The organism is Mycolicibacterium sediminis (genome assembly GCF_010731735.1).
Classification (GTDB): domain Bacteria; phylum Actinomycetota; class Actinomycetes; order Mycobacteriales; family Mycobacteriaceae; genus Mycobacterium; species Mycobacterium sediminis.
Map to the genome: position 1 here is coordinate 3357699 of NZ_AP022588.1, position 24933 is coordinate 3382631.

The following is a 24933-nucleotide window of genomic DNA, read 5'->3' on the forward strand; positions in this document are numbered from 1 at the left end:
GCCCTAGTTGATCGGCGCGTTGAGCAGGCGGAGGTCGTCGAGGATCCCGCGGGCGGCGACGATGCCCTCGCCGGACTGCCACACCTCGTCGTTGACGACGAACACGCGGTTGTCGCGCGTCGCCGACAGACGCCGCCACGCGTCGCTGTCCAGCACCCGGGCCGCGCCGTCCCTGGCCGCGGGCGAGTCGAACGACACGTAGACGATGTCGCCCTCGGCCGCGGAGAAGTCCGCGCCACCCAGATCCGCGGTGCCCACCTCGAGGTAGGGCTTGTCGGTGAACCGCTGCCCGGGCGGTCGCTCCACCCCGACGGAACGCAGCACGCTGCCCGCGAAGTCGTCGACGCCGTAGATCCGCATGGTGTCCTCGCCGAGCCGCACCACCGAGGCCTGGTAGTGCGTGGCGTCGTTCTGCACCCCGGTGTCCTTGGCGTCGGACTCGAAGCCCTCGAGCAGTCGCGTGCCCGCGCCCGCTCGTCCGGTGGCCTCGGCGACGGTGCGTAAGGTGTCCTGCCATCCGGCGCCGGGCGGACCGCTGAACACGGTCGGTGCGATGCCCGACAGGGGACCGAAGTCCCGAGCCGAGAGCGCCTCGGAGCCGAGGATCAGATCCGGCTTCGCGGCGCGCACGGCGTCCAGGTCCGGGTCGGTGCGGGTCCCGGCAGCGGGGACGTCGTGGATCACCCGGCCGAGGTAGGACGGCTGGGTCTGGGCGCCGTCGGCCAGCGCGGCCGCGACGACGCGGGACTGCAGACCGAGCGCGCACAGGGCGTCGAGCTGGTCGCCGGACAGTACGACGATGCGCTGCGGGTCAGCGGCCACGTCCGTGGTGCCGGCGGCGTGCCGCACCTCCCGGCGCTCCGGGCCCTCGTCGACCGGCGCTGGCTCAGGCGCGCACGACTCGTCGGGACGGCGCAGGTTGCCCAGGACGTTGGCGCCGGCCACCTTCGTCGTGCTGGTGACGGGCGCGTCCCCCGGGATCGGGCCTGCTTGCTCGGAATCGCCGCCACATCCGCTCAGCGCGGTGGTCACGGTGGCCGCCAGCACTGCCGCGCCGGCGACGATCGGGCCCGGTCGGGGGCGTCGGAACGACACGCGTAAAACGTAACAGCCGGGTCGACCCACAGCCGCTTCCCAGCGGTCAGGGCGGTGGCGAGGCCACGACTGAGGGAAATACGACAGTTTGTAGGACCCCTGGCGCCAGACCCCCGGGAGAGGGTTACGATTCAACGGAGCACCCGGGGTCACCCGATCGACTTTCTTGGAGGATCTGTTGGTAGCCGAAGCGCCCCCGATCGGGGAACTCGAGGCACGGCGTCCGTTCCCGGCGCGCCTGGGTCCCAAGGGCAACCTGATCTACAAGCTGGTGACGACGACCGATCACAAGGTGATCGGCATCATGTACTGCGTCGCCTGCTTCATCTTCTTCTTCATCGGCGGGTTGATGGCGCTGTTCATGCGCACCGAACTCGCGCTGCCCGGCCTGCAGTTCCTGAGCAACGAGCAGTACAACCAGCTGTTCACCATGCACGGCACGGTGATGCTGCTGTTCTATGCGACGCCCATCGTGTTCGGCTTCGCGAACCTGGTACTGCCGCTGCAGATCGGCGCACCCGACGTCGCGTTCCCCCGGTTGAACGCGTTCTCGTTCTGGCTGTTCCTATTCGGCGCCCTGATCGCGATCGGCGGGTTCATCACCCCCGGCGGCGCCGCCGACTTCGGGTGGACCGCCTACTCACCGCTGACCGACGCGGTCCACTCACCCGGCGCGGGCGGTGACCTCTGGATCATGGGCCTGGCAGTCGGTGGTCTCGGCACCATCCTCGGTGGCGTGAACATGGTGACCACCGTGGTCTGCATGCGCGCCCCCGGCATGACGATGTTCCGGATGCCGATCTTCACCTGGAACATCCTGGTGACGTCGATCCTGGTGCTGCTGGCCTTCCCGCTGCTGACCGCCGCGCTGTTCGGCCTCGCCGCCGACCGCCACCTCGGTGCCCACGTCTACGACCCCGCCAACGGCGGCGTCCTGCTGTGGCAACACCTGTTCTGGTTCTTCGGCCACCCCGAGGTGTACATCATCGCGCTGCCGTTCTTCGGCATCGTCAGTGAGATCTTCCCGGTGTTCAGCCGCAAGCCGATCTTCGGCTACACGACGCTGATCTACGCGACGCTGGCCATCGCGGCGCTGTCGGTCGCGGTGTGGGCGCACCACATGTACGCCACCGGTGCGGTGCTGCTGCCGTTCTTCAGCTTCATGACCTTCCTCATCGCCGTGCCCACGGGTATCAAGTTCTTCAACTGGATAGGCACGATGTGGAAGGGGCAGTTGACGTTCGAGACACCGATGCTGTTCTCGGTCGGCTTCCTCGTCACGTTCCTGCTCGGTGGTCTGTCCGGCGTGCTGCTGGCCAGCCCCCCGCTGGACTTCCACGTCACGGACAGCTACTTCGTCATCGCGCACTTCCACTACGTGCTGTTCGGCACCATCGTGTTCGCCACGTACGCCGGCATCTACTTCTGGTTCCCCAAGATGACGGGCCGCCTGCTCGACGAGCGGCTGGGCAAGCTGCACTTCTGGCTGACGTTCATCGGCTTCCACACCACGTTCCTGGTCCAGCACTGGGTCGGTGACGAGGGCATGCCACGCCGCTACGCCGACTACCTGGCCTCGGACGGCTTCACGACCCTCAACGTCATCTCGACCGCGGGATCGTTCATCCTGGGCCTGTCGACGCTGCCGTTCGTGTGGAACGTCTTCAAGAGCTGGCGCTACGGCGAGCCCGTCGTGGTCGACGACCCGTGGGGTTACGGCAACTCCCTGGAGTGGGCGACCAGCTGCCCGCCGCCGCGGCACAACTTCTCCGAGCTGCCCCGAATCCGTTCGGAGCGTCCGGCATTCGAGCTGCACTACCCGCACATGGTGGAGCGGATGCGGGCCGAGGCCCACATCGGCGGCGGACCGCACCCGTCGGGCGGTGACGTCACCGAGTCCGACGACGTCAAGGTCCGCAGCTGAGTCGAGCGCGACTCGCTGGGGTGAACTCGTCGAAGGTGTCGGTTCTCATCACCGTCACCGGTGTCGATCAGCCGGGCGTCACGTCGGCACTGTTCGAGGTGCTGTCGCGTCACGACGTCGAACTGCTCAACGTCGAACAGGTGGTCGTCCGCGGTCGGCTGACGCTGGCCGTGCTCGTCGCGGGGGCCGCCGAGATCGCGGGCGGCGCGGCCCTGCGTGACGAGGTGAGCACGGCCATCCGCAGCGTCGGACTGGACGTCACCATCGAGCGCAGCGACGACCTCGCCGTGCTCCGCGAGCCGTCCACCCACAGCATCGTCGTGCTGGGCCGGCCGATCACCGCGGAGGGCTTCGGCGTGGTGGCCCGCGAGGTCGCCGCACTCGGCGTGAACATCGACACCATCCGGGGTGTGTCCGACTACCCGGTGACCGGTCTGGAACTGCGGGTGTCGGTGCCTCCGGGCGCCGCCTACGGACAGCTGCAGCAGGCGCTGGCACGCGTCGCGGTCGCCGAGAGCGTCGACATCGCGCTCGAGGACTACAGCCTGTCGCGTCGAGCCAAGCGCCTCATCGTGTTCGACGTCGACTCGACGCTCATCCAGGGTGAGGTCATCGAGATGCTCGCCGCACGAGTCGGTGCCGAGGCGGCCGTGGCCGAGGTGACCGAGGCGGCGATGCGCGGCGAACTCGACTTCGCCGAATCACTGCATCGCCGGGTGGCGACCCTCGCCGGTCTGCCCGCCGAGGTCCTCGACGACGTCGCCGACCAGATCGAGCTGACCGCGGGTGCGCGAACCACGATCCGGACGCTGCGCCGGCTCGGATACCACTGCGGCATCGTGTCCGGCGGGTTCCGCCAGGTGATCGAGCCGCTCGCCCACGAGCTGATGATGGACTACGTGGCCGCCAACGAACTCGAGATCGTCGACGGCAAGCTGACCGGCCGCGTGATCGGGCAGATCGTCGACCGGCCCGGAAAGGCGAAGGCGCTGCGCGACTTCGCTCAGCAGGTCGGTGTGCCGATGGAGCAGACCGTCGCCGTCGGGGACGGCGCCAACGACATCGACATGTTGGCCGCGGCCGGGCTCGGTGTGGCGTTCAACGCCAAGCCTGCGCTGCGCGAGGTGGCCGACGCGTCACTGAGCCACCCCTACCTGGACACGGTGCTGTTCCTGCTCGGGGTGACCCGCGGCGAGATCGAGGCCGCCGACGCCAGCGACGGCACCTACCGGCGCGTCGACATCCCCGAATAGGGGCCTACACCACCACCGCGCCGTAGTCGCCCGTGCCGGTCCCCGTCACCGAATACCAGGCGCGCGAAAGCATTTCGACGGCCTCGGTGAGGCGTTCCTCGGGCAGCGCGTAGGGCACCCGGATGAACCGCTCGAGCGTCCCGTCGACGCCGAACCGAGGGCCCGGCGGAATCTCCAGTCCCATCCGCGATGCCGCCGCCGACAGCGCCGAACTCATCGGGGCCGGCAACCGGATCCACAGCGACAGGCCGCCCGTCCCGGGCAAGGGCTGCCAATCCGGGAGCAGTTCGGTGAGCAGCGCGAGCAGCAGTGCCCGACGCCGCCGCAGGATGTCGCGTCGCTCCGGGAGGATCTCGTCGGCGTCGGCGAGGAGTTCCGCTGCGGCGAGCTGTTCCACGATCGGGGTGCCCATGTCGATGGACGGGCGGAGCGCGGCAATGGTGGCCAGTGTGCTGCGCTCGGCGCGGATCCACCCGATCCGCAGGCCGCCCCAGAACGACTTGGACATCGAGCCCACCGTCAGCACCAGGTCTCGCCGAGTCGTCATCGATGCGGCCAGCGGAGCGGGCACGGGCTGGTCGAGCCACATGTCGGTGATCGTCTCGTCGACGACCGTCCGGGTGCGGGTCTCGGCGATGACGCGGGACAGCTCGTGTCGTTCCGCCTCGGGCATGGCGAGCCCGGTGGGGTTCTGGTTGTCCGGGATCACGTACGCCAGGCTCGGCGCGAGCTGGCGCATGGCGGCCTCGATCGCCCCGATGTCCCAGCCGTCGCTGGTCACGGCGACGGGCACAGGACGCAGTCCGCGCGTCGCCATTGCCGACAACGCGCCGTGATACGTCGGCTGCTCGACGAGAACGCGGTCACCCGGCTGGGTGTACGTCGCCAGGATCAGGCCGATCGCGTGCAGCGCACCCGTCGTCACCAGGATCTCGTCGGGGTGCGTGGGAAGCCCACGCGCGCTGTACCTTTCGGCCAGCGCCGCGCGCAGCGGAGCCACCCCCGTCAGTTCGATGCCGAGGTCGTGCAGATACGGGGTCACCTGGTCGGCGGCGCGGGCGAAGGCCCGAGAAGCCGCCGCCACCGGTGCGGCGATCGTCGCCGCCGCGAGGTTGACCGTCGCCGGAACGGCCGGCGGGGCATCCGGGCGTGACACCGGCAGTGCGGTCGTGCTGCGCGCGCCCCGCCTGCCGTTGAGGTAGCCGTCGTCGCGCATCTGGGTGTACGCCGCGGTGACCGTGGTCCGCGACACCCGGAGCGCGTCGGCGAGGGTCCGCTCGCTCGGCAGTTGTGCGCCCACGGGCAGTCGGCCGTCGATGATCAGCAGGCGCAGCCCGTCGGACAGACCCTGGTAGGCGGGTCCGCTGGCCGCCGCGGTACGCCAGTTGCCCAGCTCGCGGACGAGGAGGTCCACGTCGAGCCGGCGGCCGTTCAGGTCCTCGATCATCAGGCCAGTTTCCTTGAACTGGCCCCATTCGGCAAGCAAATCGGCGTGTCTATAGAGGGCGAGGCGGCGGTTGGCCCTAACTGGCCCTCAAAGTGGGATGAAAGTGTGCCACTTATGGGCAACTGGCTATTGATGGCCGGCTCAACGGGGTCCACTATCGAGGCATGGCACACCAGTGGACCTCTCGGATGACTCACTCTGCCCGCAGGTTGGGCGGTGTCTTCCGCACCGCACCGCGCAAGGCCGGCTCGACCGGTTGGGCCGAGGACGCCGACGCGCGCCGGTCACGTGCCGACCTCGACGCCTTGCGCGCCCGATTCCCCGACTACTCGTGAGGCGCGGCATCGCACGGGGGTCCGCCCTGCTCGTCGGGCTCGCCGGCTACGGCTTCTCGATGGCGGTCATGGTCCAGGCCAACCTCGGCCTCGACCCGTGGGACGTCTTCCATCAGGGACTGGCCGAGCGCACCGGGATGACCCTCGGCACCGCGACCGCACTGGTCGGCGTCGTCGTCCTCCTCGCATGGATCCCGCTGCGCAACCGGCCGGGCATCGGCACCGTCGCCAACGTCGTCGTGATCGCCGTGGTCGTGGACCTGGGCGTCGCCGTGCTGCCCGCACCCGACGCGACGTGGATCCGGGTGGCGATGATGCTAGGCGCCGTCCTGCTCAACGCGATCAGCACGGTGCTCTACATCGGCGCCGGGCTGGGGCCGGGTCCGCGCGATGGACTGATGACCGGACTCGTCGCGAGGACCGGACTGTCGGTGCGGCTCGTCCGGACGTCGATCGAGGCGACGGTGCTGGCCGTCGGCTGGCTGCTCGGCGGCACCGTCGGCGTGGGCACCGTCGTCTACGCACTCGGCATCGGACCGCTCGTGCAACTGGTGCTGCGGGTGACGCCGCGGAGATGGCTCGCCGTCAGCGGATGGGCGTTCGTGCCATCCCGCCTGTCTACGATGGGCGAGTGCCCAGAGCCGGAGACGAGCCAGACGAGTCGGTCGACCCAGACCTGCTGATCGACTTCGCGAAAGTCACGCTGCGGCGCGGCGGCAAGACCCTGGTGGGACCCGTCACCTGGGCCGTGGAACTCGACGAGCGCTGGGTCGTCGTCGGCCCCAACGGCGCCGGCAAGACGTCGTTGCTGCGCATCGCCGCCGCCATGGAGCACCCCTCGTCCGGCACCGCGTACGTCCTCGGAGAGCGGCTGGGCCGCACCGACATGGCCGAACTCCGTGCGCGCGTCGGACTGAGCAGTTCGGCTCTGTCGCAACGGGTTCCCGATGACGAAGTGGTCCGCGACCTGGTGGTGTCGGCCGGCTACGCCGTGCTGGGCCGCTGGCGCGAGAAGTACGACGACGTCGACTACGAGCAGGCCGTCGACATGCTCGAGAGCATCGGCGCCGAACACCTCGCCGAACGCACCTACGGCACGCTGTCCGAGGGGGAGCGCAAGCGCGTGCTGATCGCCCGGTCGATGATGACCGACCCCGAACTGCTGCTGCTCGACGAACCCGCGGCCGGTCTCGACCTCGGCGGACGCGAGGAACTCGTCGCACGACTCGCCGACCTCGCCGCCGACCCCGACGCACCCGCCATGGTGCTGGTCACCCACCACGTCGAGGAGATCCCGCCGGGCTTCAGCCACTGCCTGCTGCTGTCGGAGGGAGCCGTCGTCGCGGCAGGCCTGCTCGACGACGTGTTGACGTCGGCCAACCTGTCGACGGCCTTCGGGCAGTCGATCGCACTCGACCTGATCGACGGACGCTACTTCGCCCGTCGGACCCGCACCCGCGCAGCGCACAGGAGGCGTGCATGACATCGAGCGAGCCCGATCCCCTGGTGCCCCGGCCCGCGTCCACGGTGATGCTCGTCCGGGACACCAGCGAGGGCATCGACGTGTTCCTGATGCGCAGGCACTCGGCGATGGACTTCGTCGCCGGGGTGATGGTGTTCCCCGGCGGCGGCGTCGACGAGCGGGACCGCGGGACCGGGACCGCCTGGTACGGGCCCGAGCCCGCCTGGTGGGCCGAACGCCTCGGCGTCGACGTGGACCTCGCCGAGGCACTGGTCTGCGCGGCCGCACGCGAGACGTTCGAGGAGTCCGGCGTGCTGTTCGCCGGCTCCGCCGACGACTCCGACGTCCTGGTCGACGACGCGTCGGTGTACCGCGAGCAACGGGCGGCACTGGCCAACAACTCGCTGTCGTTCGCCGACTTCCTGCGCGCCGAGAAGCTGGTGTTGCGGGCCGACCTCCTGCGCCCGTGGGCCAACTGGGTCACGCCGAAGGAGGAGCGCACCCGCCGCTACGACACGTACTTCTTCGTCGGCGCCATGCCGGAGGGCCAGCGCGCCGACGGGGACAACACGGAGACCGACCGCGCCTTCTGGTCGACCCCGCAGGCCGCGCTCGACGAGTTCGCCGAGGGTCGGTCGTTCCTGCTGCCGCCGACGTGGACGCAGCTCGACTCGCTCAACGGCCGGACCGTGGCAGAGGTGCTGGCCGTCGAACGCACGATCGTCGCCATCGAGCCCAGCCTCGCCGCCGACCAGGTGACGGGCAACTGGGAGATCGAGTTCTTCGACGGCGAGCGCTACAACGCGGCCCGCAACCGCCGCGGCCCGCAGGGCTACGCGGGCGCCCCGCCCCGATGACCGACGTCGTCGGAGAGTTCGTCGCCCTCCACGTCCACGACCGGATCGCCACGCTGACGCTGTCGCGTCCTCCCACGAACGCCCTCACCAGGCAGCTCAACCGCGAGATCGAAGCCGGGGCGCGCGCGCTCACCGGCCGCGACGACGTAACGTCGGTGATCCTCTACGGCGGCCACGAGGTGTTCTCGGCGGGCGCGGACCTGCCCGAACGTCGAACGCTGACCGCCGCCGAGGACCGGCTCGCCGACGAGGCCGCGGCGCGCGCCGTCGCCGCCGTCGCGGCGATCACCCGGCCCACCGTCGCCGCGCTGACCGGGTACGCCCTGGGTGGCGGCCTGACGCTGGCGCTGGCCGCGGACTGGCGCACCAGCGGCGACAACGTGCGCCTCGGCGCCACCGAGATCCTCGACGGCCTCGCCCCGACCGACGCCGCGACGGCCCGTCTGACCCGCGCGGTCGGCGAAAGCGCAGCCAAGGACCTGGTGTTCAGCGGCCGGTTCGTCGGCGCCGATGAGGCCCGCGCCATCGGCCTCGTCGACGAACTCGTCGCACCCGACCACGTCTACGACGCCGCGCTGCGGTGGGCGGGCAGGTTCGCCGATTCGCCCCCGGCGGCCCTGGCCGCTGCGAAGGCGACGTTCGCACTCGGCTGACCCCGCCCGTTAGGCTGCCCTTCATGAGTGTTGACCGCACCGCACCTGAGTCCAAGGTCGCCGCCGGGGCGGCTCCCGTGCCCAACCCGCACGCCACCGCCGAAGAGGTCGAGGCCGCGCGCCACGACACCAAGCTCGCCCAGGTGCTCTACCACGACTGGGAGGCGGAGAGCTACGACGACAAGTGGTCGATCAGCTACGACCAGCGCTGCATCGACTACGCACGCGGGCGGTTCGACGCGATCGTGCCCGACGAGATCCAGCGTGAACTGCCCTACGACCGCGCCCTGGAACTGGGCTGCGGCACCGGCTTCTTCCTGCTCAACCTCGTCCAGTCCGGAGTGGCGCGACGTGGCTCGGTGACCGACCTGTCCCCGGGAATGGTGAAGGTCGCGACCCGCAACGGCCAGTCGCTGGGACTCGACATCGACGGCAAGGTCGCCGACGCCGAGGGCATCCCCTACGACGACGACACCTTCGATCTGGTGGTGGGGCACGCGGTGCTGCATCACATCCCCGACGTGGAACTGTCCCTGCGCGAGGTGGTCCGGGTGCTCAAGCCGGGCGGCCGCTTCGTCTTCGCCGGCGAGCCGACCACCACGGGCAACGTCTACGCACGCAACCTGTCGACGCTGACGTGGCGTGTGGCGACCACCGTCACCAAGCTGCCGGGCCTCGAAGGCTGGCGCCGCCCGCAGGAGGAACTCGACGAGTCCTCCCGCGCCGCTGCGCTGGAGGCCGTCGTCGACCTGCACACCTTCGAGCCCAGCGACCTCGAGCGCATGGCCACGAACGCCGGTGCCGTCGACGTACGCACTGCCAGTGAGGAATTCACCGCGGCCATGCTGGGCTGGCCGGTGCGGACCTTCGAGGCATCCGTCCCGCCCGGTCGATTGGGCTGGGGCTGGGCGAGATTCGCGTTCAAGAGCTGGACCTCGCTGAGCTGGGTGGACGCCAACGTGTGGCGCCGCGTGGTGCCGAAGGGCTGGTTCTACAACGTGATGGTGACCGGGGTCAAGCCGCTGTCTTGAGTTCGGGACTGCGGTTCACCGCCGCCGACGTCGACTACCTCGGGGGCGACGACGGGCGCGACGCCCTCGCGGCCGTGGCGGCGCTGCTGCTGTCCGACGCCACCCGGATCGCCGACGTCGACACCGCGCGCAGGCGATTCGGCGACCGGGCTCCCGTCCTGATCGAGACCGTGCTGCTGCGCCGACGCGCCGCGGCCAAGTTCGCCGACCCCCGGGCCTGGCTCTTCACCGACGAGGCCCTGCAGCAGGCCACGCCGGAATCCGTTGCCGCACATCGTGCCCGGCGCCTGGCCGGTGCGGTGGTGCACGACGTGACGTGCTCGGTGGGCGCCGAACTCGCATCCCTGCGTTCGGTGGCGGCCCAGGTGGTGGGCAGCGACCTCGATCCCGTGCGGGTCGCGATGGCGCGTCACAACGTCGCGGGTGTCGACGTCCTCGTCGCCGACGCGCTCCGGCCCGTGACGCGTGGCACGGTCGTCGTCGCCGATCCTGCCAGGCGCGCCGGCGGACGCCGCCGGTTCGACCCGCGGGACTACACGCCGGCCCTCGACGCGCTGTTCGACGTGTACGCCGGCCGCGACGTCGTCGTGAAGTGCGCTCCCGGAATCGATTTCACGTCCCTGCCGAGGCTCGGGTTCGCGGGCGAGGTCGAGGTCACGTCGCTGGCGGGGAGCGTGCGCGAGGCATGCCTGTGGTCGGCAGGCCTCGCCGAACCCGGAGTGACGCGCCGCGCCACCGTGCTCGACCGTGACGAGACGCTGACCGACGCCGACGCCGACGACTGCGAGGTCGCTCCGGCGGGTCGCTGGATCGTCGACCCCGACGGTGCCGTCGTGCGTGCGGGGCTGGTGCGGCACTACGCCGCCCGGCACGGACTGTGGCAGCTCGACCCCGAGATCGCGTACCTCTCGGGTGACGAGCGTCCCGCCGGGGTGCGCGCCTTCGAGGTCCTCGAACAGATCGACTTCAACGAACGCCGTCTCCGGCAGGCGCTGTCGGCGAGGGAGGTCGGTGCGGTCGAGATCCTAGTCCGCGGCGTCGACGTCGACCCCGACGTGCTGCGCCGCAAGCTGAGGGTGCATGGGCCGCATCGGATCAGCGTCGTCATCACCAGGCTCGGTGCCGGCCGGGACAGCCGCGCGGTCGCCTACCTGTGCAGACCGACCCACTGATTCGCGCAGGTATGGTGGCGCCGTGCCGTCCCGCGTCGTCGAAGGGTCCCTCCACATGCGCCTGTCCGCACTCGCGTGCGCGGCCATGATCGTCGCCTCGACCGCCACGGCGGCGGTGGCGTCGGCATCGCCGCCGAAGTGCGCCGAACTCTCCGGAGTCCTCGACGCCGACCAGACCTGCCGGATTCAGGCGACCGATCCCGCGTACTCGCTCGACCTCGCCTACCCGGTCGACTATCCCGAGCAGCAGGCGGTGTTCGACTACGTCAAGCAGACGCGGGACGGCTTCCTCAACGTGGCGAAGGCGCCGGGGATGCACCTGACGCCCTACGAATTGGACACCACCGCGCGGGAGTTCAGCTCCGCAGTGCCCCCGCGCGGCACCCGGAGCCTGGTGCTCAAGACCTTCCAGGACGTCGGCGGCGCGCGTCCGCAGACCTTCTACCGGTCGTTCAGCTGGGACGAGGGGTACCGCAAGCCCATCACGATCGACACCCTGTTCCGCGAGGGCGCGGCGCCGTTCCCCGTGCTCCTGCCCATCGTGGCCGCGGAGTTGCAGAAGCAGTCCGGGCAGCCGGTGTCCATTCCGCCGTCGGTGGGGCTGGACCCGCAGAAGTACCAGAACTTCGCGATCCTCGACGACTCGCTGATCTTCTTCTTCGGGCAGGGCGAGATGCTCCCCGAATCGGCGGGCGCCGTCGAGGTCACCGTGCCCCGCGGGCCGATCGACGCGATGATCGCCTGACGTCAGGCCGGAGCGAACCCGTACACCCGGCCGTCGCTGGTGGCGGCGACGACCCGCCGATCGTGACCGATCGACACCCCCACCGGGAATCCGCCGGCGTTCGGTAACGGATGGGCCTCGAGGGTGCGGCCGTCGGCGGGATCGAACGCGACCAGCGTCATCCCCGATTCGCCCTCGCGCACCACGGCGTACGCGACGTCGTCGCCCGCGCGGCTCGACGAGGTCAGGGGTTCGACGTCGTCGCGGGTCCACGCCACTTCGCCGCGGTCGCCGTCGTCGCGGATCCCGGTGAGAGTCGCGTCGGGTCCGCCGCCGGCCACCACCAGGCCGTCCGGCGAGACGGACGGCGGCGTCTGCGGCTGGTACCCGAGGTCGACCGACCACCTCGCCGTGCCGTCCGAGGCATCGAGCGCCCACAGCCTGCGGTCGCGGCCGTTGACGTAGACGGTCGAGCCGTCCGCGGACAGCACGGGGCTCGCGATCGGCCCGCCGGTGACGGCGGTGCTCGTCCACTCGCGGGTCAGCAGCGGGGTCTGTCCCTCCCGGTACCGCAGGCCGACCAGCACGGGGGCCTGCGCGCCGGGCTCCCACAGTCCGATCACGATCATCCCCGTCTCGGCGGAGTAGCCCGGGGCCGCGGCGATCGGGCAGCGCGGCCGCGCGGGCTGGCAGTCGGCCAGACCGCGGTCGGCGTCGGTGGGATCGACGCCCTCGACCAGATCGATGGGCGTGCCGGAGATGGTGCCCTGGTGGGCGTCGAAGACCTGGACCTGGCCGAGGTGGGTCACGACCAGCAGCTGTCCCGGGGCGACGAAGCGCGGCGTCAGGGGCAGCCCGATCACCGGTTTGCGCCAGCGGATCCACTGCGTCACCGGGAACGACAGCATCGCACCGGGCTGACCGACGTAGAGGTTGTCGAAGCCGTCGAACAGCGGGCCGGACACACCGCCGCCCTGCCACAGCCGGGTGCACCAGCGCTGCCGGGCCTGGTTGTCGGACTCCCAGACCATCAGCGAGCATCCGCCCGCGGTCTGCCCGTTGGCGGCGAGGTAGTCGGCCGAGCCCAGCGCCACCTGTGCGCCGAGTTCACCCTTCACCGAGCGGATCCACTCCAGGCGAAGCGCGTTGGCGCCCGCGACCGGGCTGTAGCTGCTGTTGGAGGCGTCGCCGTACTGCGCGGGCCAGCCGTCGGACGCCTGGGGCCGAACCCACGCGTCGGTCGATCCGCACGCGGTGGCCGCCCACGTCAGAACCGCCACGGCCGAGGCGGCGACCATCCGGCGCAGGGTCGTTCGTGGGGCAGACATCGAGTCCCGAGACTAGTCGGACCCACTCGCGCGCTCGCGTAGGCTGTCCGGCCATGACGTCGATGTGGGGAGCGCCGATTCACGTCCGGTGGCGAGGATCGCGGTTGCGCGATCCCCGCCAGGCGCGCTTCCTCACCGCGGCGTCGCTGAAGTGGGTCCTGGCCAACAAGGCCTACACACCCTGGTACCTGGTGCGCTACTGGCGGCTGCTGAAGTTCAAGCTGGCCAACCCGCACATCATCACCCGCGGCATGGTCTTCCTCGGCAAGGGCGTGGAGATCGAGGCGACGCCGGAACTGGCGACGATGGAGATCGGCCGGTGGGTGCACATCGGCGACAAGAACACCATCCGGTGCCACGAGGGGTCGCTTCGCTTCGGCGACAAGGTGGTGCTCGGTCGCGACAACGTCATCAACACCTATCTCGACATCGAACTCGGTGACTCCGTGCTGATGGCCGACTGGTGCTACGTGTGCGACTTCGACCATCGGATGGACAGCGTCGAGATGCCGATCAAGGACCAGGGGATCATCAAGGGCCCGGTCCGCATCGGACCGGACACGTGGGTGGCGGCGAAGGTGACGGTGCTGCGGGGGACGTCGGTGGGACGGGGGTGCGTGCTCGGCGCCCATGCGGTGGTCAAGGGCGACATCCCGGACTTCTCCATCGCCGTCGGCGCACCGGCGAAGGTGGTCAAGAACCGCAAGCTGGCGTGGGAGACCTCGGCGGCCGAACGTGCCGAACTCGCCGCCGCGCTCGCCGACATCGAACGCAAGAAGGCCGCGCGCTAGTCCCGTCCCTTCCTCCGGCGAGCGTGCTCCCCGCAAGCGGGGTACCCCAGTCTGCGGGCGACTCGCCGGGTGGGGAGCTGAGTTCGCGCACGCTCGCGGCGGGGACTACCGGTCGGGGAGGGCGTGCTCGACGATCGGTCGTCGCCGATGTGGTTCGCGCTCCCGACGTTTCGCCGCCTCGTACACCTGGGCGGTCTCGGCGGCCACGGTGTGCCACTCGAAGTCCGACGTGAGGCGCTCCCGCGCGGCGACGGCACGGCGCTGGGCCGCGGCCGGGTCGTCGAGGACGGCGCGTACCGCCGACGCCAGAGCGGCGACGTCACGCGGCGGGAACGACAGACCGGTCTGGCCGTCGATCACCGCCTCGCCGAGGCCGCCGACGTCCGAGACCACCAACGGCGCACCGGTCGCGGCGGCCTCGAGCGCGACGATGCCGAAGGGTTCGTAGTGGCTGGGCAGGACCGCTGCGTCGGTGCCGTGCAGCAGTGTGACGAGTTGCCGATGGTCGACCTTGCCGACGAACGAGACGGCCTTGACCACCCTGTGCTTGCGCGCCTGCTCGACGAGCCAGTCCTCCTGCGTGCCGTCGCCGGCGATCGTGAGGGTGGTGCCGGGATGGGTGCGGCGGATGCGGGGGAGCGCGGCGATCGCCTCGTGGACGCCCTTCTCGTATTCGAGTCGGCCGAGGTAGAGCAGACGGGGCGGACCGCTCCGTGACCGACGGGGTGCGTAGGGCCACAGCGCGGCGTCGATGCCGTTGCGGATCACGCGGGTCTCGGTGAGACCGGGCCCGAACAATTCCTCGATCTCGTCGCTCATCGACGCCGAACACGTGATGAGGGAGTCGGATTCGTGCACCAGCCAGGACTCGGCGGCGTGCACCTGCCGGCTGATGGTGCCCGAGACCCAGCCCGAATGCCTGCCTGCCTCGGTGGCGTGGATGGTGGAGACGAGCGGCACGTCGTAGAACTCGGCCAGCGCGATCGCGGGATGGGCGACCAGCCAGTCGTGGGCGTGCACGACGTCGGGATGCCAGCGCCTGCCGTCGACCTTGATGCCGAGGCCCGCGCGCACCATCGCGTGCCCCATGGACAGCACCCACGGCATCATCTCGGTGCCGAAGTCGAACTCGTGCGGATCCTGCGCCGCGGCGATCACACGGACGCCCTCGACGACGTCGTCGGTCGACGGGTGGGTGCTGGGATCGGTGCCGGTGGGGCGGCGGGCCAGCACGACGACCTCGTGGCCGGCTTCGGCGAGCGCGGTGGCGAGGTGGTGGACGTGCCTGCCCAACCCGCCGACGACGACCGGCGGGTACTCCCACGACACCAGCAGGATTCTCATCGGGATGGTCTCCGGTACCGCGAGCGTGCGCGGAGTCGGGTTCTCGAGCGGCGTGTCGCCCGCAGACACGCACGCTCGCCGAAAGAGGAGGGCCCGCTCATCGGGGGAAGCGCCTGGCGTCGAGTGCACCGAACAGGCCGTCGGCGCGGTTCCAGCCGTCGGCCAGCCGCTCGGCGTGCTCGCGGCGGCCCGCGGCGAGCGCGTCGGCGATCTCACGGGTGGCGTGGGCGTGCAGGTGCGCGCGATAGCGGGCGTACTCGGCGGCGGTGTCCTTGCTGACCATGAACGGCCAGTCGCTCGACACGGTCAGCAGGGTCTCGCGCAGGATCTGGTCGGCGACGGCGTCGCGGGGCGACCAGGCCGAGCCCACCGCCGCCTGCGCCAGCGCCTTGTCGACGGTCGCGAGCGCGGTGTCGACGACCTCGGTGTTCAAAGCGACGAGGTCGGCGACCCGATCTCCGGACCACACCTGCCAGTCCTTGCCGGACCCCCACGAACTGGGCGGCAGGTCGACGGGCGCGCCGATGAAGCCGCCGTCGATGGCGTCGGACAGGGTGCCGACGGGCACACCCGCCTCGGGCAGGGCGCGCAGCACGCGTTCCAGCCAGACCGGGCCCTCGTACCACCAGTGGCCGAACAGTTCGGTGTCGAACGCCGCGACGACGTGCGCGGGCCTGCCGATGCGCTCGGACTCGGAGACTAGGCGTCGGCGCACGACCTCGACGAAGTCGGCGACGTGGGCGTCGATCGCCTGGTCGGCGCGCTCCGGGTCGTACGGCGCCTTGTCCTGCGACGGGACGTTGCGGCCGGTGACGCGTGCGGGTTTGAGCCCCGTCACGTGGTCGTAGGTGTGGAAGTCGCGGTAGGCCGCATGGCCGGGGTAGCCCGACTTCGGCGACCAGACCCGGTAACTCACCCGGAGGTCGCGGCCGAAGGCGATGACGTCGGTGCCCGAGACGGGCCGGCCGAGGGACGTGTCCCCGTGCAGCGACGGGCCGTCGACCATGAAGTGCGTCACACCCGCTGCGGCGTAGCCGTTCTCCATGCCGGGCGCGTAGGCGCACTCCGGTGCCCAGATGCCGCGCGGGGTGTGGGCGAACCGCGCGTGGGCGTCGGCCAGCCCCTCGCGCAGCGCGAACTCCCGCAGTCGAGGGTTGAGCAGTGGCTGGAACGGGTGGGACAGCGGTCCGCCGAGCAGTTCGATGGTCTCGGTGTCGATCAGCCCCCGCAGCAGCGGGCTCGCGCCGTGCCGCCAGGAGACCTCGAAGTCCTCCAGTGCCAGCCGTGCCTCGGCCTGCTCGCGAATGCCGAACGCGCGCAACGCCTCCGGCTCGGTGTAGCCGGTGTCGGCACCGGACCGGCGGGTGGCGGCCTCACGGCCGCGCAGCTCCCAGTTGGCCAGCCAGTGGTGCATTCCGGTCAGGCAGTAGGGGTCGTCGAGCTGCGCCGTCACGACCGGGGTCATGCCGAGCGTGACGAGGTGGCTGCGGTCCTCGGCGGCGAGCGTCTGCAGCACCCGCAGCAGCGGCAGGTACGCCGCCGCCCACGACTGGTAGAGCCACTCCTCGCCCACCGGCCAGCGGCCGTGATGGGCGAGCCACGGGAGATGGGTGTGCAGGACCAGGGTGAACATCCCGGGTGCCGGCACCGGCTGCTCAGTCACGGCGCACCGCGATCGCGACCAGGTCGAGACTGTCGTCGACGTCGCGGTCGGCGGCGTCGATCAGGTCGAAGTCGTCGGTGCCGATCGACGCCACGTCGGCGAGCAGGGCGTCGGACCAGGGAGCGTCGGCGAGCGCGCGCTCGATCTGCGCGTCGATGATCGAGCCGCCGTGGCGCGCGTCCAGTTCGCGCAACCGGTCGCCGTGGAAGACGCCGAGCATCGCCTCGATCTCGAAGCCGTTGGCGGTCAGCAGTTCGGTGAGTTCGGCGGCGTTCAGTTCGCGGGTGTGGAACGGGTTGATCGGGGTGTCGCGGCCGGGGGAGAAGGTGATGCGGTTGGGCGTCGACATCAGCAGTACGCCCGCCGGCCGCAGCACGCGCGCACACTCGGCCACGAATTGGCCTTGGTCCCACAGATGTTCGATGACCTGGAAGTTGACGACGACGTCCACCTCGCCGTCGTGCAGCGGCAGCTCGGCGAGGTTGCCCCGAACCATCTCCACGCGCGGGTAGCGGGCCCGCACGTGCGCAACGGCCGACTCGTCGTAGTCGAGTCCGACCACCCTGCGGGCCACGCCGGCGAGCAGGTCGGCTCCGTAGCCCTCGCCGCTGCCCGCCTCGAGGACGTCGAGTCCCGCGCAGCGTGCGGCGAGACGCTCGTAGACGACCTCGTGGCGGCGGAACCAGTAGTTCTCCTCGGCAAGTCCGGGCACGGTGCGTTCGCCGGTCAGCGGCAGCGCCGCCTCGGGCGACGACGCGGCCGGTGGCTGGTGGGGAGAAAACGCGCTCATTGGAAGGCAGGCTAACCCAGTGGTGGCGTTCGTCACGGGTTCACGATGGTCAGCCCAGCTCGGGGCTGGTCAAACGGCAAAGTTCGACAAGCTATGGTGAAGCTACGCGACTACCCAACTTACTTCTGAGTAATATGTTAATAGTCGCGAAATACGTGGTAACAGGCCGCAGGCCGGCCTCATCGAGGAGGACGAACCAGACTCATGGGAAACATCGTGGTCCTGATCAAGCAGGTCCCTGACTACGAGGATCGCAAGCTCGCCGACGACCACACGTTGGATCGTGCCGGCAGCGACGCGGTGCTCGACGAGATCAACGAGAAGGCCGTCGAGGTCGCTCTCCAGCTCAAGGAGAAGCACGCCGACGCCGGGTACAACGTGGTCGTGTTGACCGCGGGTCCCTCGGGCGCCGAGACGGCCATCCGCAAGGCGCTCTCCATGGGTGCCGACGAGGCCTACCACCTCTCCGACGAGAAGCTGCACGGCTCCGACATCGTGCAGACCTCGTACGCACTCGCCAGCGCCCTCGGACAGATCGAGGACGTTCAGCTCGTCGTCGCGGGCAACGAGTCCAGCGATGGCGTGGGCGGTTCGCTGCCCTCGATCCTGAGCTACTACCTCGGCGTCCCGCAGCTGACGCACATGCGCAGCATCGAGATCGCCGACGGCAAGATCACCGGTGAGCGCGAGACCGACGACGGTGTCTTCGAACTCGAGGCGACCCTGCCCGCCGTGGTCAGCGTCAGCGAGAAGATCGTCGAGGACGCCAGGTTCCCGTCCTTCAAGGGCATCATGGCCGCCAAGAAGAAGACCGTGACCCCGCTGACCCTCGACGCGATCGGCGTCGAGGACGGCATCGTGGGTGGCGACGTCTCGGAGTCCAAAGTGCAGAACGTCGCTCCGAAGCCGCCGAAGACCGCGGGCGAGAAGATCACCGACGAGGGCGAGGGTGGTCAGAAGATCGCCGAGTACCTCGTCGCGCAGAAGCTGGTCTAACGGATCGTCCCACCCCCCACTCACACGTCACCGAATCGACAAGAGGCAGACAGGCAATGGCTGAAGTACTCGTGCTCGTCGAGCACGCCGAAGGAAATCTCAAGACCATCACCAACGAGCTGATCACCGCGGCGCGCTCGCTGGGCGAACCGTCGGCGGTCGTCGTCGGCGCCCCCGGCACCGCGGACAAGCTCGCCGAGGGACTGAAGGCGTCGGGCGCGGCGAAGATCTACGTCGCCGAATCCGACACCGCGGACCAGTTCCTGGTCGTGCCGAAGGTCGCCGTGTTGGCCGCGCTGGCCGAGTCGGCCGGTCCGGCAGGCATTCTGGTGGCCTCCACCGCCGAGGGCAAGGAAGTGGCGGGACGGCTCGCCGCCGAGACCGGCTTCGGCGTCCTGTGGGACGTCGTCGGCGTCAAGGACGGCGGCATCGGCGTGCACTCCGTCTTCGGTGGTGCCTACACCGTCGAGGCGACCGCGGGTGAGACCCCGATCATCGCCCTGCGTCCCGGCGCGGTCGAGGCCGCTCCGGAGGCGGGCGCCGGCGAGCTGGTCACCGTCGAGGTCCCCGAGATCCCGGAGAACGCAACCAAGATCGTCTCCCGCCAGCCCGCGCAGAAGAGCGCGCGGCCGGAACTCACCGAGGCCAAGGTCGTCGTCGCCGGTGGTCGTGGCGTCGGCAGCAAGGACAACTTCTCGGTCGTCGAGGATCTCGCCGACGCACTCGGTGGCGCCGTGGGCGCCTCGCGTGCTGCGGTCGACTCCGGCTTCTACGAGGGCCAGTTCCAGGTCGGCCAGACCGGCAAGACCGTTGCGCCGCAGCTGTACATCGCCCTGGGCATCTCCGGCGCCATCCAGCACCGGGCCGGCATGCAGACGTCCAAGACGATCGTCGCGGTCAACAAGGACGAGGAGTCGCCGATCTTCGAGATCGCCGACCTCGGCATCGTGGGCGACCTGTTCAAGGTCACCCCGCAGCTGACCGACGCGGTCAAGGCTCGCAAGGGCTGACCCGACGGTCGACACGACACAGTGCGGAACCCCGGCGTCCCGTGACGCCGGGGTTTCGTGTCGTCTGGGTGCTTGCGCATGAGTGACCCGGCCACCCGGCTGTACGGCCGGGACGCGGAGATCGCCGCTCTCGATCACCTGCTGGTGACGGCGCGGTCCGGTGCCAGTGGAGTTCTCGTCGTGCACGGCGAGGCGGGCATCGGAAAGACCGCGCTCCTGGAGCACGTGATCGGCTCTGCGGCTGAGTGTCTGGTCCTACGCACCGTCGGGGTCGAGTCCGACATGGAACTGGCCTATGCCGGGCTGCAGCAGCTCTGCGCGCCCGTCCTCGACCGGGCGGTCGTCCTGCCGGAGCCGCAGCGCCAGGCCGTCGAGATCGCGTTCGGGCTGCGGTCGGGGGCGGCGCCCGACCGCTTCCTCGTCGGGCTGGCCGTGCTGGGTCTCCTCGCCGCGGCATCGGAGGACCGCCCCGTGCTGTGCGTCGTCGACGACGCCCAGTGGCTCGACCGTGCGTCGGCCCTGACGCTGAGCTTCGTGGCCCGCCGACTGCTCGCCGAGCGGGTGGGCGTGGTGTTCGCCCAGCGCGACCCGGTCACCGACCTGGCGGGCCTGCCCGACATCGCGGTCACGGGCCTCGCCGACGTCGACGCGCGCGCCCTGCTGGGCTCGGCCACGCTGGTGCGACTCGACGAGAGCGTGCGCGACCGGATCGTCACCGAGACCAACGGGAACCCGTTGGCGCTGTGGGAGCTTCCCCGCGACATGACTCCCGCCGAGCTGGCGGGCGGCTATCACCAACCCGGCACGGGAGCCGTCGTCGGTCAGGTCGAGGAACGCTTCCTCCGCAGGATCGCCGCCCTGCCCTACGTCACCCGCAGGCTGCTGGGGATCGCGGCGGTCGAGCCGGTCGGCGATCCCACCCTGCTGTTCGGCGCCGCCGACGCACTCGGCCTCGACGCCGCCGAGCTGACCTCGGCAGAGTCGGCCGGGCTCCTCGACGTGGACACCAGGGTGCGGTTCCGGCACCCGCTGGTGCGCGCCGCCGCCTACCGGTCGGCGACCGCCGACGAGCGCAGAGCCGCACACCGCGCGCTGGCGGAGGTGACCGACGCCGACCGCGACCCCGACCGCCGGGCCTGGCACCGCGCCCACGGCGCGGGCGAACCCGACGAGGCCATCGCGGCGGAGCTGGAACGATCGGCCGACCGCGCCCGCGTGCGTGGCGGGATCGCCGCTGCCGCAGCGTTCCTCACCCGTGCCACCGAACTGACGCCGGATCCCGCCACGCGCGGCGTACGGGCGCTCGCGGCGGCCGAGGCGAAGTCCGAGGCCGCGGCACCCGAGGCTGCCGAGGACCTGCTCGCGGCCGCCTCCCTCGGGCCCCTCGACGTGGTCGACCGGGCGCGGGTGGCTCGACTGCGCGCTCGGCTGACCTTTGCCCGCAGCCGTGGAATGGGCAGTGCGGCACTGCTCCTCGAGTCGGTGACGCGGTTCGTCGATACTGCGGAGGCAGTCCGCGGGACGGACGAGGCCCTCGCCACCGAGACCTACCTCGATGCCGTCGCCGCGGCGATGTACGTCGGTCGCGCGGGTGGCGGATTGCTCGCCGACACCGCCGTGGCGGCTGCCCGACTCACGACGGGAACCAGGCCCGGCGGCCTCCTCACCGATGCGTTGGTGACCCGGCTGGCGGGTCCCGGGCCGACGGCGCAGCGGGCGATGGCAGTGGCACTGGACGCGGTGCGCGCCGACACCTGGTCCTGGCAGGCCTTCCCCCTCGCGCACGAGGCGCTCGCGCACGAGGCGTGGGACGACGCCGCGTGGCACCGCATCGCCGTCGACGCGGTACGCATCGCCACCGAGTCCGGCGCCCTCGCCGTCCTGCCGTCGGCACTGGTGAGCCGGGCGGGGCTGCACCTGCAGGAGGGTGAGTTCGCGACGGCGGGCGCACTCGTCGCCGAGGCGGACGAGATCGCCCGCGCGACTGGTCATCTGCCCATCCGCTACCACGGGTTGGCGCTGGCCGCGTGGACCGGCGACGAGGCGGCCACCACCGCGCTCCTCGACGCGGCCACGCGCGACGGCGACGGTCGCGGCGAGGGCCGCATCGCCGGCCTCGTCGGATACACCTCGGCCGTGCTGTACAACGGGCTGGGCCGCTATCAGGTGGCCCTCGACGCGTCGATGCGCGCCCGCGAGTTCGACGACATCGGCCTGCTCGGCTGGACCCTCGTCGAACTGGTCGAAGCGGCGACCCGGGCCGGGCGTGACGCCACCGCCGCCGAGGGCCTGGAACTCCTCGGGGAGCGCACCGTCCCCGCGGGAACCGACTGGGCGCTGGGGATGCTGGCGCGCTCACGGGCGCTGCTCGGTGTCGGCGCCGAGGCCGAGGACGGATACCTGGAGGCCATCGACCGTCTCGGCCGTACCCGCATCGCGGTGCACCTGGCGCGCGCCCGGCTGCTCTACGGCGAGTGGCTGCGCCGGGAGAACCGCCGCACCGATGCGCGTGTCCAGCTGCGCGACGCACACCGGATGTTCACGGCGATGGGTGCCGGCGCCTTCGCGGACCGCGCCCGGCGGGAGCTGCTCGCCACCGGCGAGAAGGCGGCCAAGCGCTCGGCCGGTCCGGGTGAGGCCCTCACCGCGCAGGAACGTCAGATCGCCGAACTCGTCGCCGTCGGGCTGACCAATCCGGAGATCGGCGCCCAGCTGTTCATCAGCGCGCACACCGTGGAGTGGCACCTGCGCAAGGTGTTCGCCAAGCTGGCGATCCGCTCGCGTCGCGAGTTGCGCAGCCTCCGTCTGCCGTAGCCACCCGAAGGACTACGGACTCTCCGGGGTTCGAACCACGGGTTGGGGATGCGACCGTTCGGGGGTGACCTTCGAACCCGCCGCACGCGCCGTCGCCGGTGCGCGGGAGGCGCTCGAGGCGGTCCAGGCCGGCCCGGTGGTGCTGCCCGCGGTGGACGACGCGTGGATCGACGTGGCCTGCGACCACGGTGACGTCCGCGTGCGCCTGATCCGGCCGGCCGGTGCGACCGACGAGCTGCCGGTGGTGCTGTACGTGCACGGCGGTGGTTGGGTCGTGGGCGGTGCCGCCACCCACGACCGGTTGGTCCGGGAACTCGCGGTCGGCGCGCGGACGGCCGTCGCCTTCGTCGACTACGACCGCTCACCCGAGAGCCAGTACCCCGTCGCGATCGAACAGACCTACGCCGCCGCCCGCTGGATCACCCGCCACGGTGTCGAGCACGGACTGGACGCCGACCGGCTCGCCATCGCCGGGGACTGCGCCGGGGGCGCCGTCGCGGCCGCCGTGACGATCCTCGCCGGCCGCCGCGGCGACGTCGCGTTCGTCCACCAGTCCCTGTACTACCCGGTGACCGACGCGGGTCAGGACACGGTCAGCTATCGCGAGTTCACCGACGGGCCGCACCTCACGGCGGCGGCCATGGCGTGGTTCTGGGACTGCTACCTGCCCGAGGTGGCGATGCGCGCCGACGCCACCGCCTCACCCCTGCGGGCGACCGCCGACGACCTCGCGCGGGTCCCGCCGGCCCTGATCATCGTCGCCGAACACGACGTCCTTCGCGACGAGGGCGAGGCCTACGCCCGCGCACTCGTCGACGCCGGGGTACCGACCACCGTCGTCCGCGTCGCCGACGCGATCCACGACGTCATGATGCTCAACCCCGTCAGGGGAACCGTCGCCGCCGGCACGGCCATCGACCTGGCCATCACCACGATGAAAGAGGTACTGACATGACCGATTCACTGAAGATCACCGTCGTCGGAGCCACGGGTCTCGTCGGCTCCGCGGTGGTCGAACTGCTCACTGCCGCAGGCCACGACGTCGTCGCGGCATCCCGCAGCACGGGGGCCGACGTCGTCACCGGCGACGGCCTCGCCGAGGCACTGGCCGGTGCCCAGGTTCTGATCGACGTCGTCAATTCGCCGTCTTTCGAGGATGACCCGGTGCTGGAGTTCTTCACCGCCTCGTCGGCCAATCTGGTCGCCGCCGCGACGGAGGCCAGTGTGGGCCACTACGTGGCGCTGTCGATCGTCGGCGCCGATCTACTTCCCGACAGCGGCTACATGCGGGCGAAGGTCGTGCAGGAGAACACGATCGCCGGCTCCGGGCTCCCCCACACGATCGTGCGCGCTACGCAGTTCCACGAGTTCACCGAAGCGATCACGGGGGCCCTGGTGGTGGACGGTGAGGTGCGCGCACCGGACGCCAGGATCCAGCCGGTCGCGGCCGCGGACGTGTCCGCCGAGGTGGCCCGCGTCGCCGTCGCCGAGCCGGTCGACGGCACCGTCGACTTCGGTGGGCCGGAGAAGATGTCGTTCGCCGACATGGCCCGGGCGGTACTCGCCGCCCAGGGCGCCGACACCCCCGTCGTCGTCGACCCGACCGCCACCTACTTCGGCACCCGGGTGGGACAGGACAGCCTGGTCACCGGCGAGGACGCGACGCTGGCCCCCACCCGGTTCGCCGACTGGCTGGGCGCACGGTCGTGAGAGGCGAATTGACCGGTCCAGCTTCGTGACCGGTTCCACGCCGTTCGCCGACGGCGGCGGCGCAGCGACCCGACACCACCACCCACGACAGGAGGAGCAACCGTGCCCGTGTCCCAGGAACGCACCGACGCCCTGATGAAGGCGATGTCGGTGATCCAGAGCGTCACCCCGCCTTTCATCCCGACCGACGCCGAGGTGATGACCGCGATCATCGAATGGCCGCCCGGCGACCCCGGCGCCCCGCCGCACCGGCACCCGGCGGGTCCCGCGTTCGGGTACGTCCTCGAGGGCGAGATGCTCTTCGAACTCGAGGGTGAGGCGCCCCGCGTGATCACGGCCGGCGAGGCGTTCTGGGAGCCCGGCGGCGACGTCATTCACTATTCGGACGCCAACAACCGGACCGACTCGTGGCTTCGGTTCGTGGTGACCATGCTGTGCGTGCCCGGCCAGCAGATGCTGGTCATCGTCGACGACGACGAACTCGAGGCGCGCAAGGACCGGCGGGTCGGCTGAGCGGGACCGCACCCACTCGTC

The 24933-nt window shown here is 70.8% G+C and carries 23 protein-coding genes; 17 read left to right on the forward strand and 6 right to left on the reverse strand.

Translation table 11 applies throughout. The features are described 5' to 3' along the window. Positions 1-3 precede the first annotated feature (3 nt). Positions 4-1095 (reverse strand): iron-siderophore ABC transporter substrate-binding protein, encoded by a 1092-nt coding sequence (locus G6N64_RS16090; protein WP_246230674.1) that lies wholly within the window; start codon positions 1093-1095, stop codon positions 4-6. A gap of 178 nt (positions 1096-1273) precedes the next feature. Here G6N64_RS16090 and ctaD point away from each other — a divergent pair, with 178 nt between their 5' ends. Next, positions 1274-3019 carry an aa3-type cytochrome oxidase subunit I gene (gene ctaD / locus G6N64_RS16095; RefSeq protein WP_163797957.1) on the forward strand — a complete coding sequence of 582 codons (1746 nt, stop codon included), beginning with the start codon at positions 1274-1276 and terminating at the stop codon, positions 3017-3019. 20 nt (positions 3020-3039) lie between these two features. Further along, positions 3040-4272: a phosphoserine phosphatase SerB gene (gene serB, locus G6N64_RS16100; RefSeq protein WP_163797958.1), complete on the forward strand. Its 1233-nt coding sequence runs from the start codon at positions 3040-3042 to the stop codon at positions 4270-4272. A 4-nt stretch (positions 4273-4276) separates the two neighbouring features. On the opposite strand, the gene yczR is transcribed toward serB, so the two are convergent. Then, entirely contained in the window at positions 4277-5719 is a 1443-nt protein-coding gene (yczR, locus tag G6N64_RS16105; protein ID WP_163797959.1) for a MocR-like transcription factor YczR, read from the reverse strand. 188 nt (positions 5720-5907) lie between these two features. On the opposite strand from yczR, the gene G6N64_RS16110 reads away from it, so the two are divergent. The 8 genes from G6N64_RS16110 to G6N64_RS16145 are packed head-to-tail and all read left to right on the forward strand — an operon-like array spanning position 5908 to position 11974. Beyond that, a complete protein-coding gene (locus G6N64_RS16110; protein WP_163794994.1) occupies positions 5908-6054 on the forward strand; it encodes a hypothetical protein in 147 nt (48 codons plus the stop codon). Next, entirely contained in the window at positions 6051-6737 is a 687-nt protein-coding gene (gene yczE, locus G6N64_RS16115) for a membrane protein YczE (protein ID WP_163797960.1), read from the forward strand. The genes G6N64_RS16110 and yczE overlap by 4 nt, the downstream gene beginning before the upstream one ends. Then, positions 6647-7537, forward strand: a complete 891-nt coding sequence (locus G6N64_RS16120; protein WP_409370761.1) for an ABC transporter ATP-binding protein — start codon at positions 6647-6649, stop codon at positions 7535-7537. Before yczE ends, G6N64_RS16120 begins: the two co-directional genes overlap by 91 nt. Next, positions 7534-8373: an NUDIX hydrolase gene (locus tag G6N64_RS16125; protein ID WP_163797962.1), complete on the forward strand. Its 840-nt coding sequence runs from the start codon at positions 7534-7536 to the stop codon at positions 8371-8373. Before G6N64_RS16120 ends, G6N64_RS16125 begins: the two co-directional genes overlap by 4 nt. Then, positions 8370-9026: an enoyl-CoA hydratase-related protein gene (locus tag G6N64_RS16130; protein ID WP_163797963.1), complete on the forward strand. Its 657-nt coding sequence runs from the start codon at positions 8370-8372 to the stop codon at positions 9024-9026. The genes G6N64_RS16125 and G6N64_RS16130 overlap by 4 nt, the downstream gene beginning before the upstream one ends. A gap of 23 nt (positions 9027-9049) precedes the next feature. Further along, positions 9050-10057: a class I SAM-dependent methyltransferase gene (locus G6N64_RS16135; RefSeq protein WP_163797964.1), complete on the forward strand. Its 1008-nt coding sequence runs from the start codon at positions 9050-9052 to the stop codon at positions 10055-10057. Next, positions 10012-11229, forward strand: coding sequence for a THUMP-like domain-containing protein (locus G6N64_RS16140; protein ID WP_276018115.1), 1218 nt, complete (start codon positions 10012-10014; stop codon positions 11227-11229). Before G6N64_RS16135 ends, G6N64_RS16140 begins: the two co-directional genes overlap by 46 nt. A gap of 22 nt (positions 11230-11251) precedes the next feature. Beyond that, entirely contained in the window at positions 11252-11974 is a 723-nt protein-coding gene (locus G6N64_RS16145; protein ID WP_322791085.1) for an esterase, read from the forward strand. Between the two features lie 2 nt (positions 11975-11976). On the opposite strand, the gene G6N64_RS16150 is transcribed toward G6N64_RS16145, so the two are convergent. Further along, positions 11977-13251 carry a BamB-related PQQ repeat family beta-propellar protein gene (locus G6N64_RS16150; RefSeq protein ID WP_163801853.1) on the reverse strand — a complete coding sequence of 425 codons (1275 nt, stop codon included), beginning with the start codon at positions 13249-13251 and terminating at the stop codon, positions 11977-11979. Between the two features lie 83 nt (positions 13252-13334). On the opposite strand from G6N64_RS16150, the gene G6N64_RS16155 reads away from it, so the two are divergent. Next, the gene (locus G6N64_RS16155; RefSeq protein ID WP_163797966.1) at positions 13335-14072 is read left to right on the forward strand and encodes an acyltransferase; all 738 of its coding nucleotides are present in this window, start codon (positions 13335-13337) and stop codon (positions 14070-14072) included. Between the two features lie 105 nt (positions 14073-14177). Here the strand turns inward: G6N64_RS16155 and G6N64_RS16160 are convergent, their stop codons facing one another. The 3 genes from G6N64_RS16160 to G6N64_RS16170 all read right to left on the reverse strand — a co-directional run bounded on the left by G6N64_RS16160 (position 14178) and on the right by G6N64_RS16170 (position 17869). Then, complete coding sequence (locus tag G6N64_RS16160) at positions 14178-15416, reverse strand: glycosyltransferase family 4 protein (protein WP_163801854.1); 1239 nt, start codon at positions 15414-15416, stop codon at positions 14178-14180. 97 nt (positions 15417-15513) lie between these two features. Further along, positions 15514-17049, reverse strand: a complete 1536-nt coding sequence (locus tag G6N64_RS16165; protein WP_163801855.1) for a 1,4-alpha-glucan branching protein domain-containing protein — start codon at positions 17047-17049, stop codon at positions 15514-15516. 22 nt (positions 17050-17071) lie between these two features. Further along, a complete protein-coding gene (locus tag G6N64_RS16170; RefSeq protein WP_163797967.1) occupies positions 17072-17869 on the reverse strand; it encodes a class I SAM-dependent methyltransferase in 798 nt (265 codons plus the stop codon). A gap of 204 nt (positions 17870-18073) precedes the next feature. On the opposite strand from G6N64_RS16170, the gene G6N64_RS16175 reads away from it, so the two are divergent. The 6 genes from G6N64_RS16175 (at position 18074) to G6N64_RS16200 (ending at position 24912) form a co-directional block, all read left to right on the forward strand. Beyond that, positions 18074-18865, forward strand: a complete 792-nt coding sequence (locus G6N64_RS16175) for an electron transfer flavoprotein subunit beta/FixA family protein (RefSeq protein WP_163797968.1) — start codon at positions 18074-18076, stop codon at positions 18863-18865. 56 nt (positions 18866-18921) lie between these two features. After that, positions 18922-19875, forward strand: coding sequence for an electron transfer flavoprotein subunit alpha/FixB family protein (locus G6N64_RS16180; protein ID WP_163797969.1), 954 nt, complete (start codon positions 18922-18924; stop codon positions 19873-19875). Positions 19876-19953: 78 nt separating this feature from the next. After that, positions 19954-22689 (forward strand): ATP-binding protein, encoded by a 2736-nt coding sequence (locus tag G6N64_RS16185; protein WP_163797970.1) that lies wholly within the window; start codon positions 19954-19956, stop codon positions 22687-22689. Between the two features lie 64 nt (positions 22690-22753). Next, positions 22754-23644, forward strand: a complete 891-nt coding sequence (locus tag G6N64_RS16190) for an alpha/beta hydrolase (RefSeq protein WP_163797971.1) — start codon at positions 22754-22756, stop codon at positions 23642-23644. Between the two features lie 8 nt (positions 23645-23652). Continuing rightward, positions 23653-24399, forward strand: a complete 747-nt coding sequence (locus G6N64_RS16195) for an SDR family oxidoreductase (protein WP_163801856.1) — start codon at positions 23653-23655, stop codon at positions 24397-24399. A 135-nt stretch (positions 24400-24534) separates the two neighbouring features. Further along, a complete protein-coding gene (locus tag G6N64_RS16200; RefSeq protein ID WP_163801857.1) occupies positions 24535-24912 on the forward strand; it encodes a cupin domain-containing protein in 378 nt (125 codons plus the stop codon). Positions 24913-24933 lie beyond the last annotated feature (21 nt).

Coding starts and splice junctions, on each gene's coding strand:
- G6N64_RS16160 (WP_163801854.1), bottom strand. CDS start 15,416: ATGAGAATCCTGCTGGTGTCGTGGGAGTACCCGCCGGTCGTCGTCGGC.
- G6N64_RS16180 (WP_163797969.1), top strand. CDS start 18,922: ATGGCTGAAGTACTCGTGCTCGTCGAGCACGCCGAAGGAAATCTCAAG.
- G6N64_RS16175 (WP_163797968.1), top strand. CDS start 18,074: ATGGGAAACATCGTGGTCCTGATCAAGCAGGTCCCTGACTACGAGGAT.
- G6N64_RS16135 (WP_163797964.1), top strand. CDS start 9,050: ATGAGTGTTGACCGCACCGCACCTGAGTCCAAGGTCGCCGCCGGGGCG.
- G6N64_RS16120 (WP_409370761.1), top strand. CDS start 6,647: ATGGGCGTTCGTGCCATCCCGCCTGTCTACGATGGGCGAGTGCCCAGA.
- G6N64_RS16200 (WP_163801857.1), top strand. CDS start 24,535: ATGAAGGCGATGTCGGTGATCCAGAGCGTCACCCCGCCTTTCATCCCG.
- G6N64_RS16165 (WP_163801855.1), bottom strand. CDS start 17,049: ATGTTCACCCTGGTCCTGCACACCCATCTCCCGTGGCTCGCCCATCAC.
- yczR (WP_163797959.1), bottom strand. CDS start 5,719: ATGATCGAGGACCTGAACGGCCGCCGGCTCGACGTGGACCTCCTCGTC.
- G6N64_RS16130 (WP_163797963.1), top strand. CDS start 8,370: ATGACCGACGTCGTCGGAGAGTTCGTCGCCCTCCACGTCCACGACCGG.
- G6N64_RS16170 (WP_163797967.1), bottom strand. CDS start 17,869: ATGAGCGCGTTTTCTCCCCACCAGCCACCGGCCGCGTCGTCGCCCGAG.
- G6N64_RS16185 (WP_163797970.1), top strand. CDS start 19,954: ATGAGTGACCCGGCCACCCGGCTGTACGGCCGGGACGCGGAGATCGCC.
- G6N64_RS16110 (WP_163794994.1), top strand. CDS start 5,908: ATGACTCACTCTGCCCGCAGGTTGGGCGGTGTCTTCCGCACCGCACCG.
- G6N64_RS16125 (WP_163797962.1), top strand. CDS start 7,534: ATGACATCGAGCGAGCCCGATCCCCTGGTGCCCCGGCCCGCGTCCACG.
- G6N64_RS16150 (WP_163801853.1), bottom strand. CDS start 13,251: ATGGTCGCCGCCTCGGCCGTGGCGGTTCTGACGTGGGCGGCCACCGCG.
- G6N64_RS16155 (WP_163797966.1), top strand. CDS start 13,335: ATGACGTCGATGTGGGGAGCGCCGATTCACGTCCGGTGGCGAGGATCG.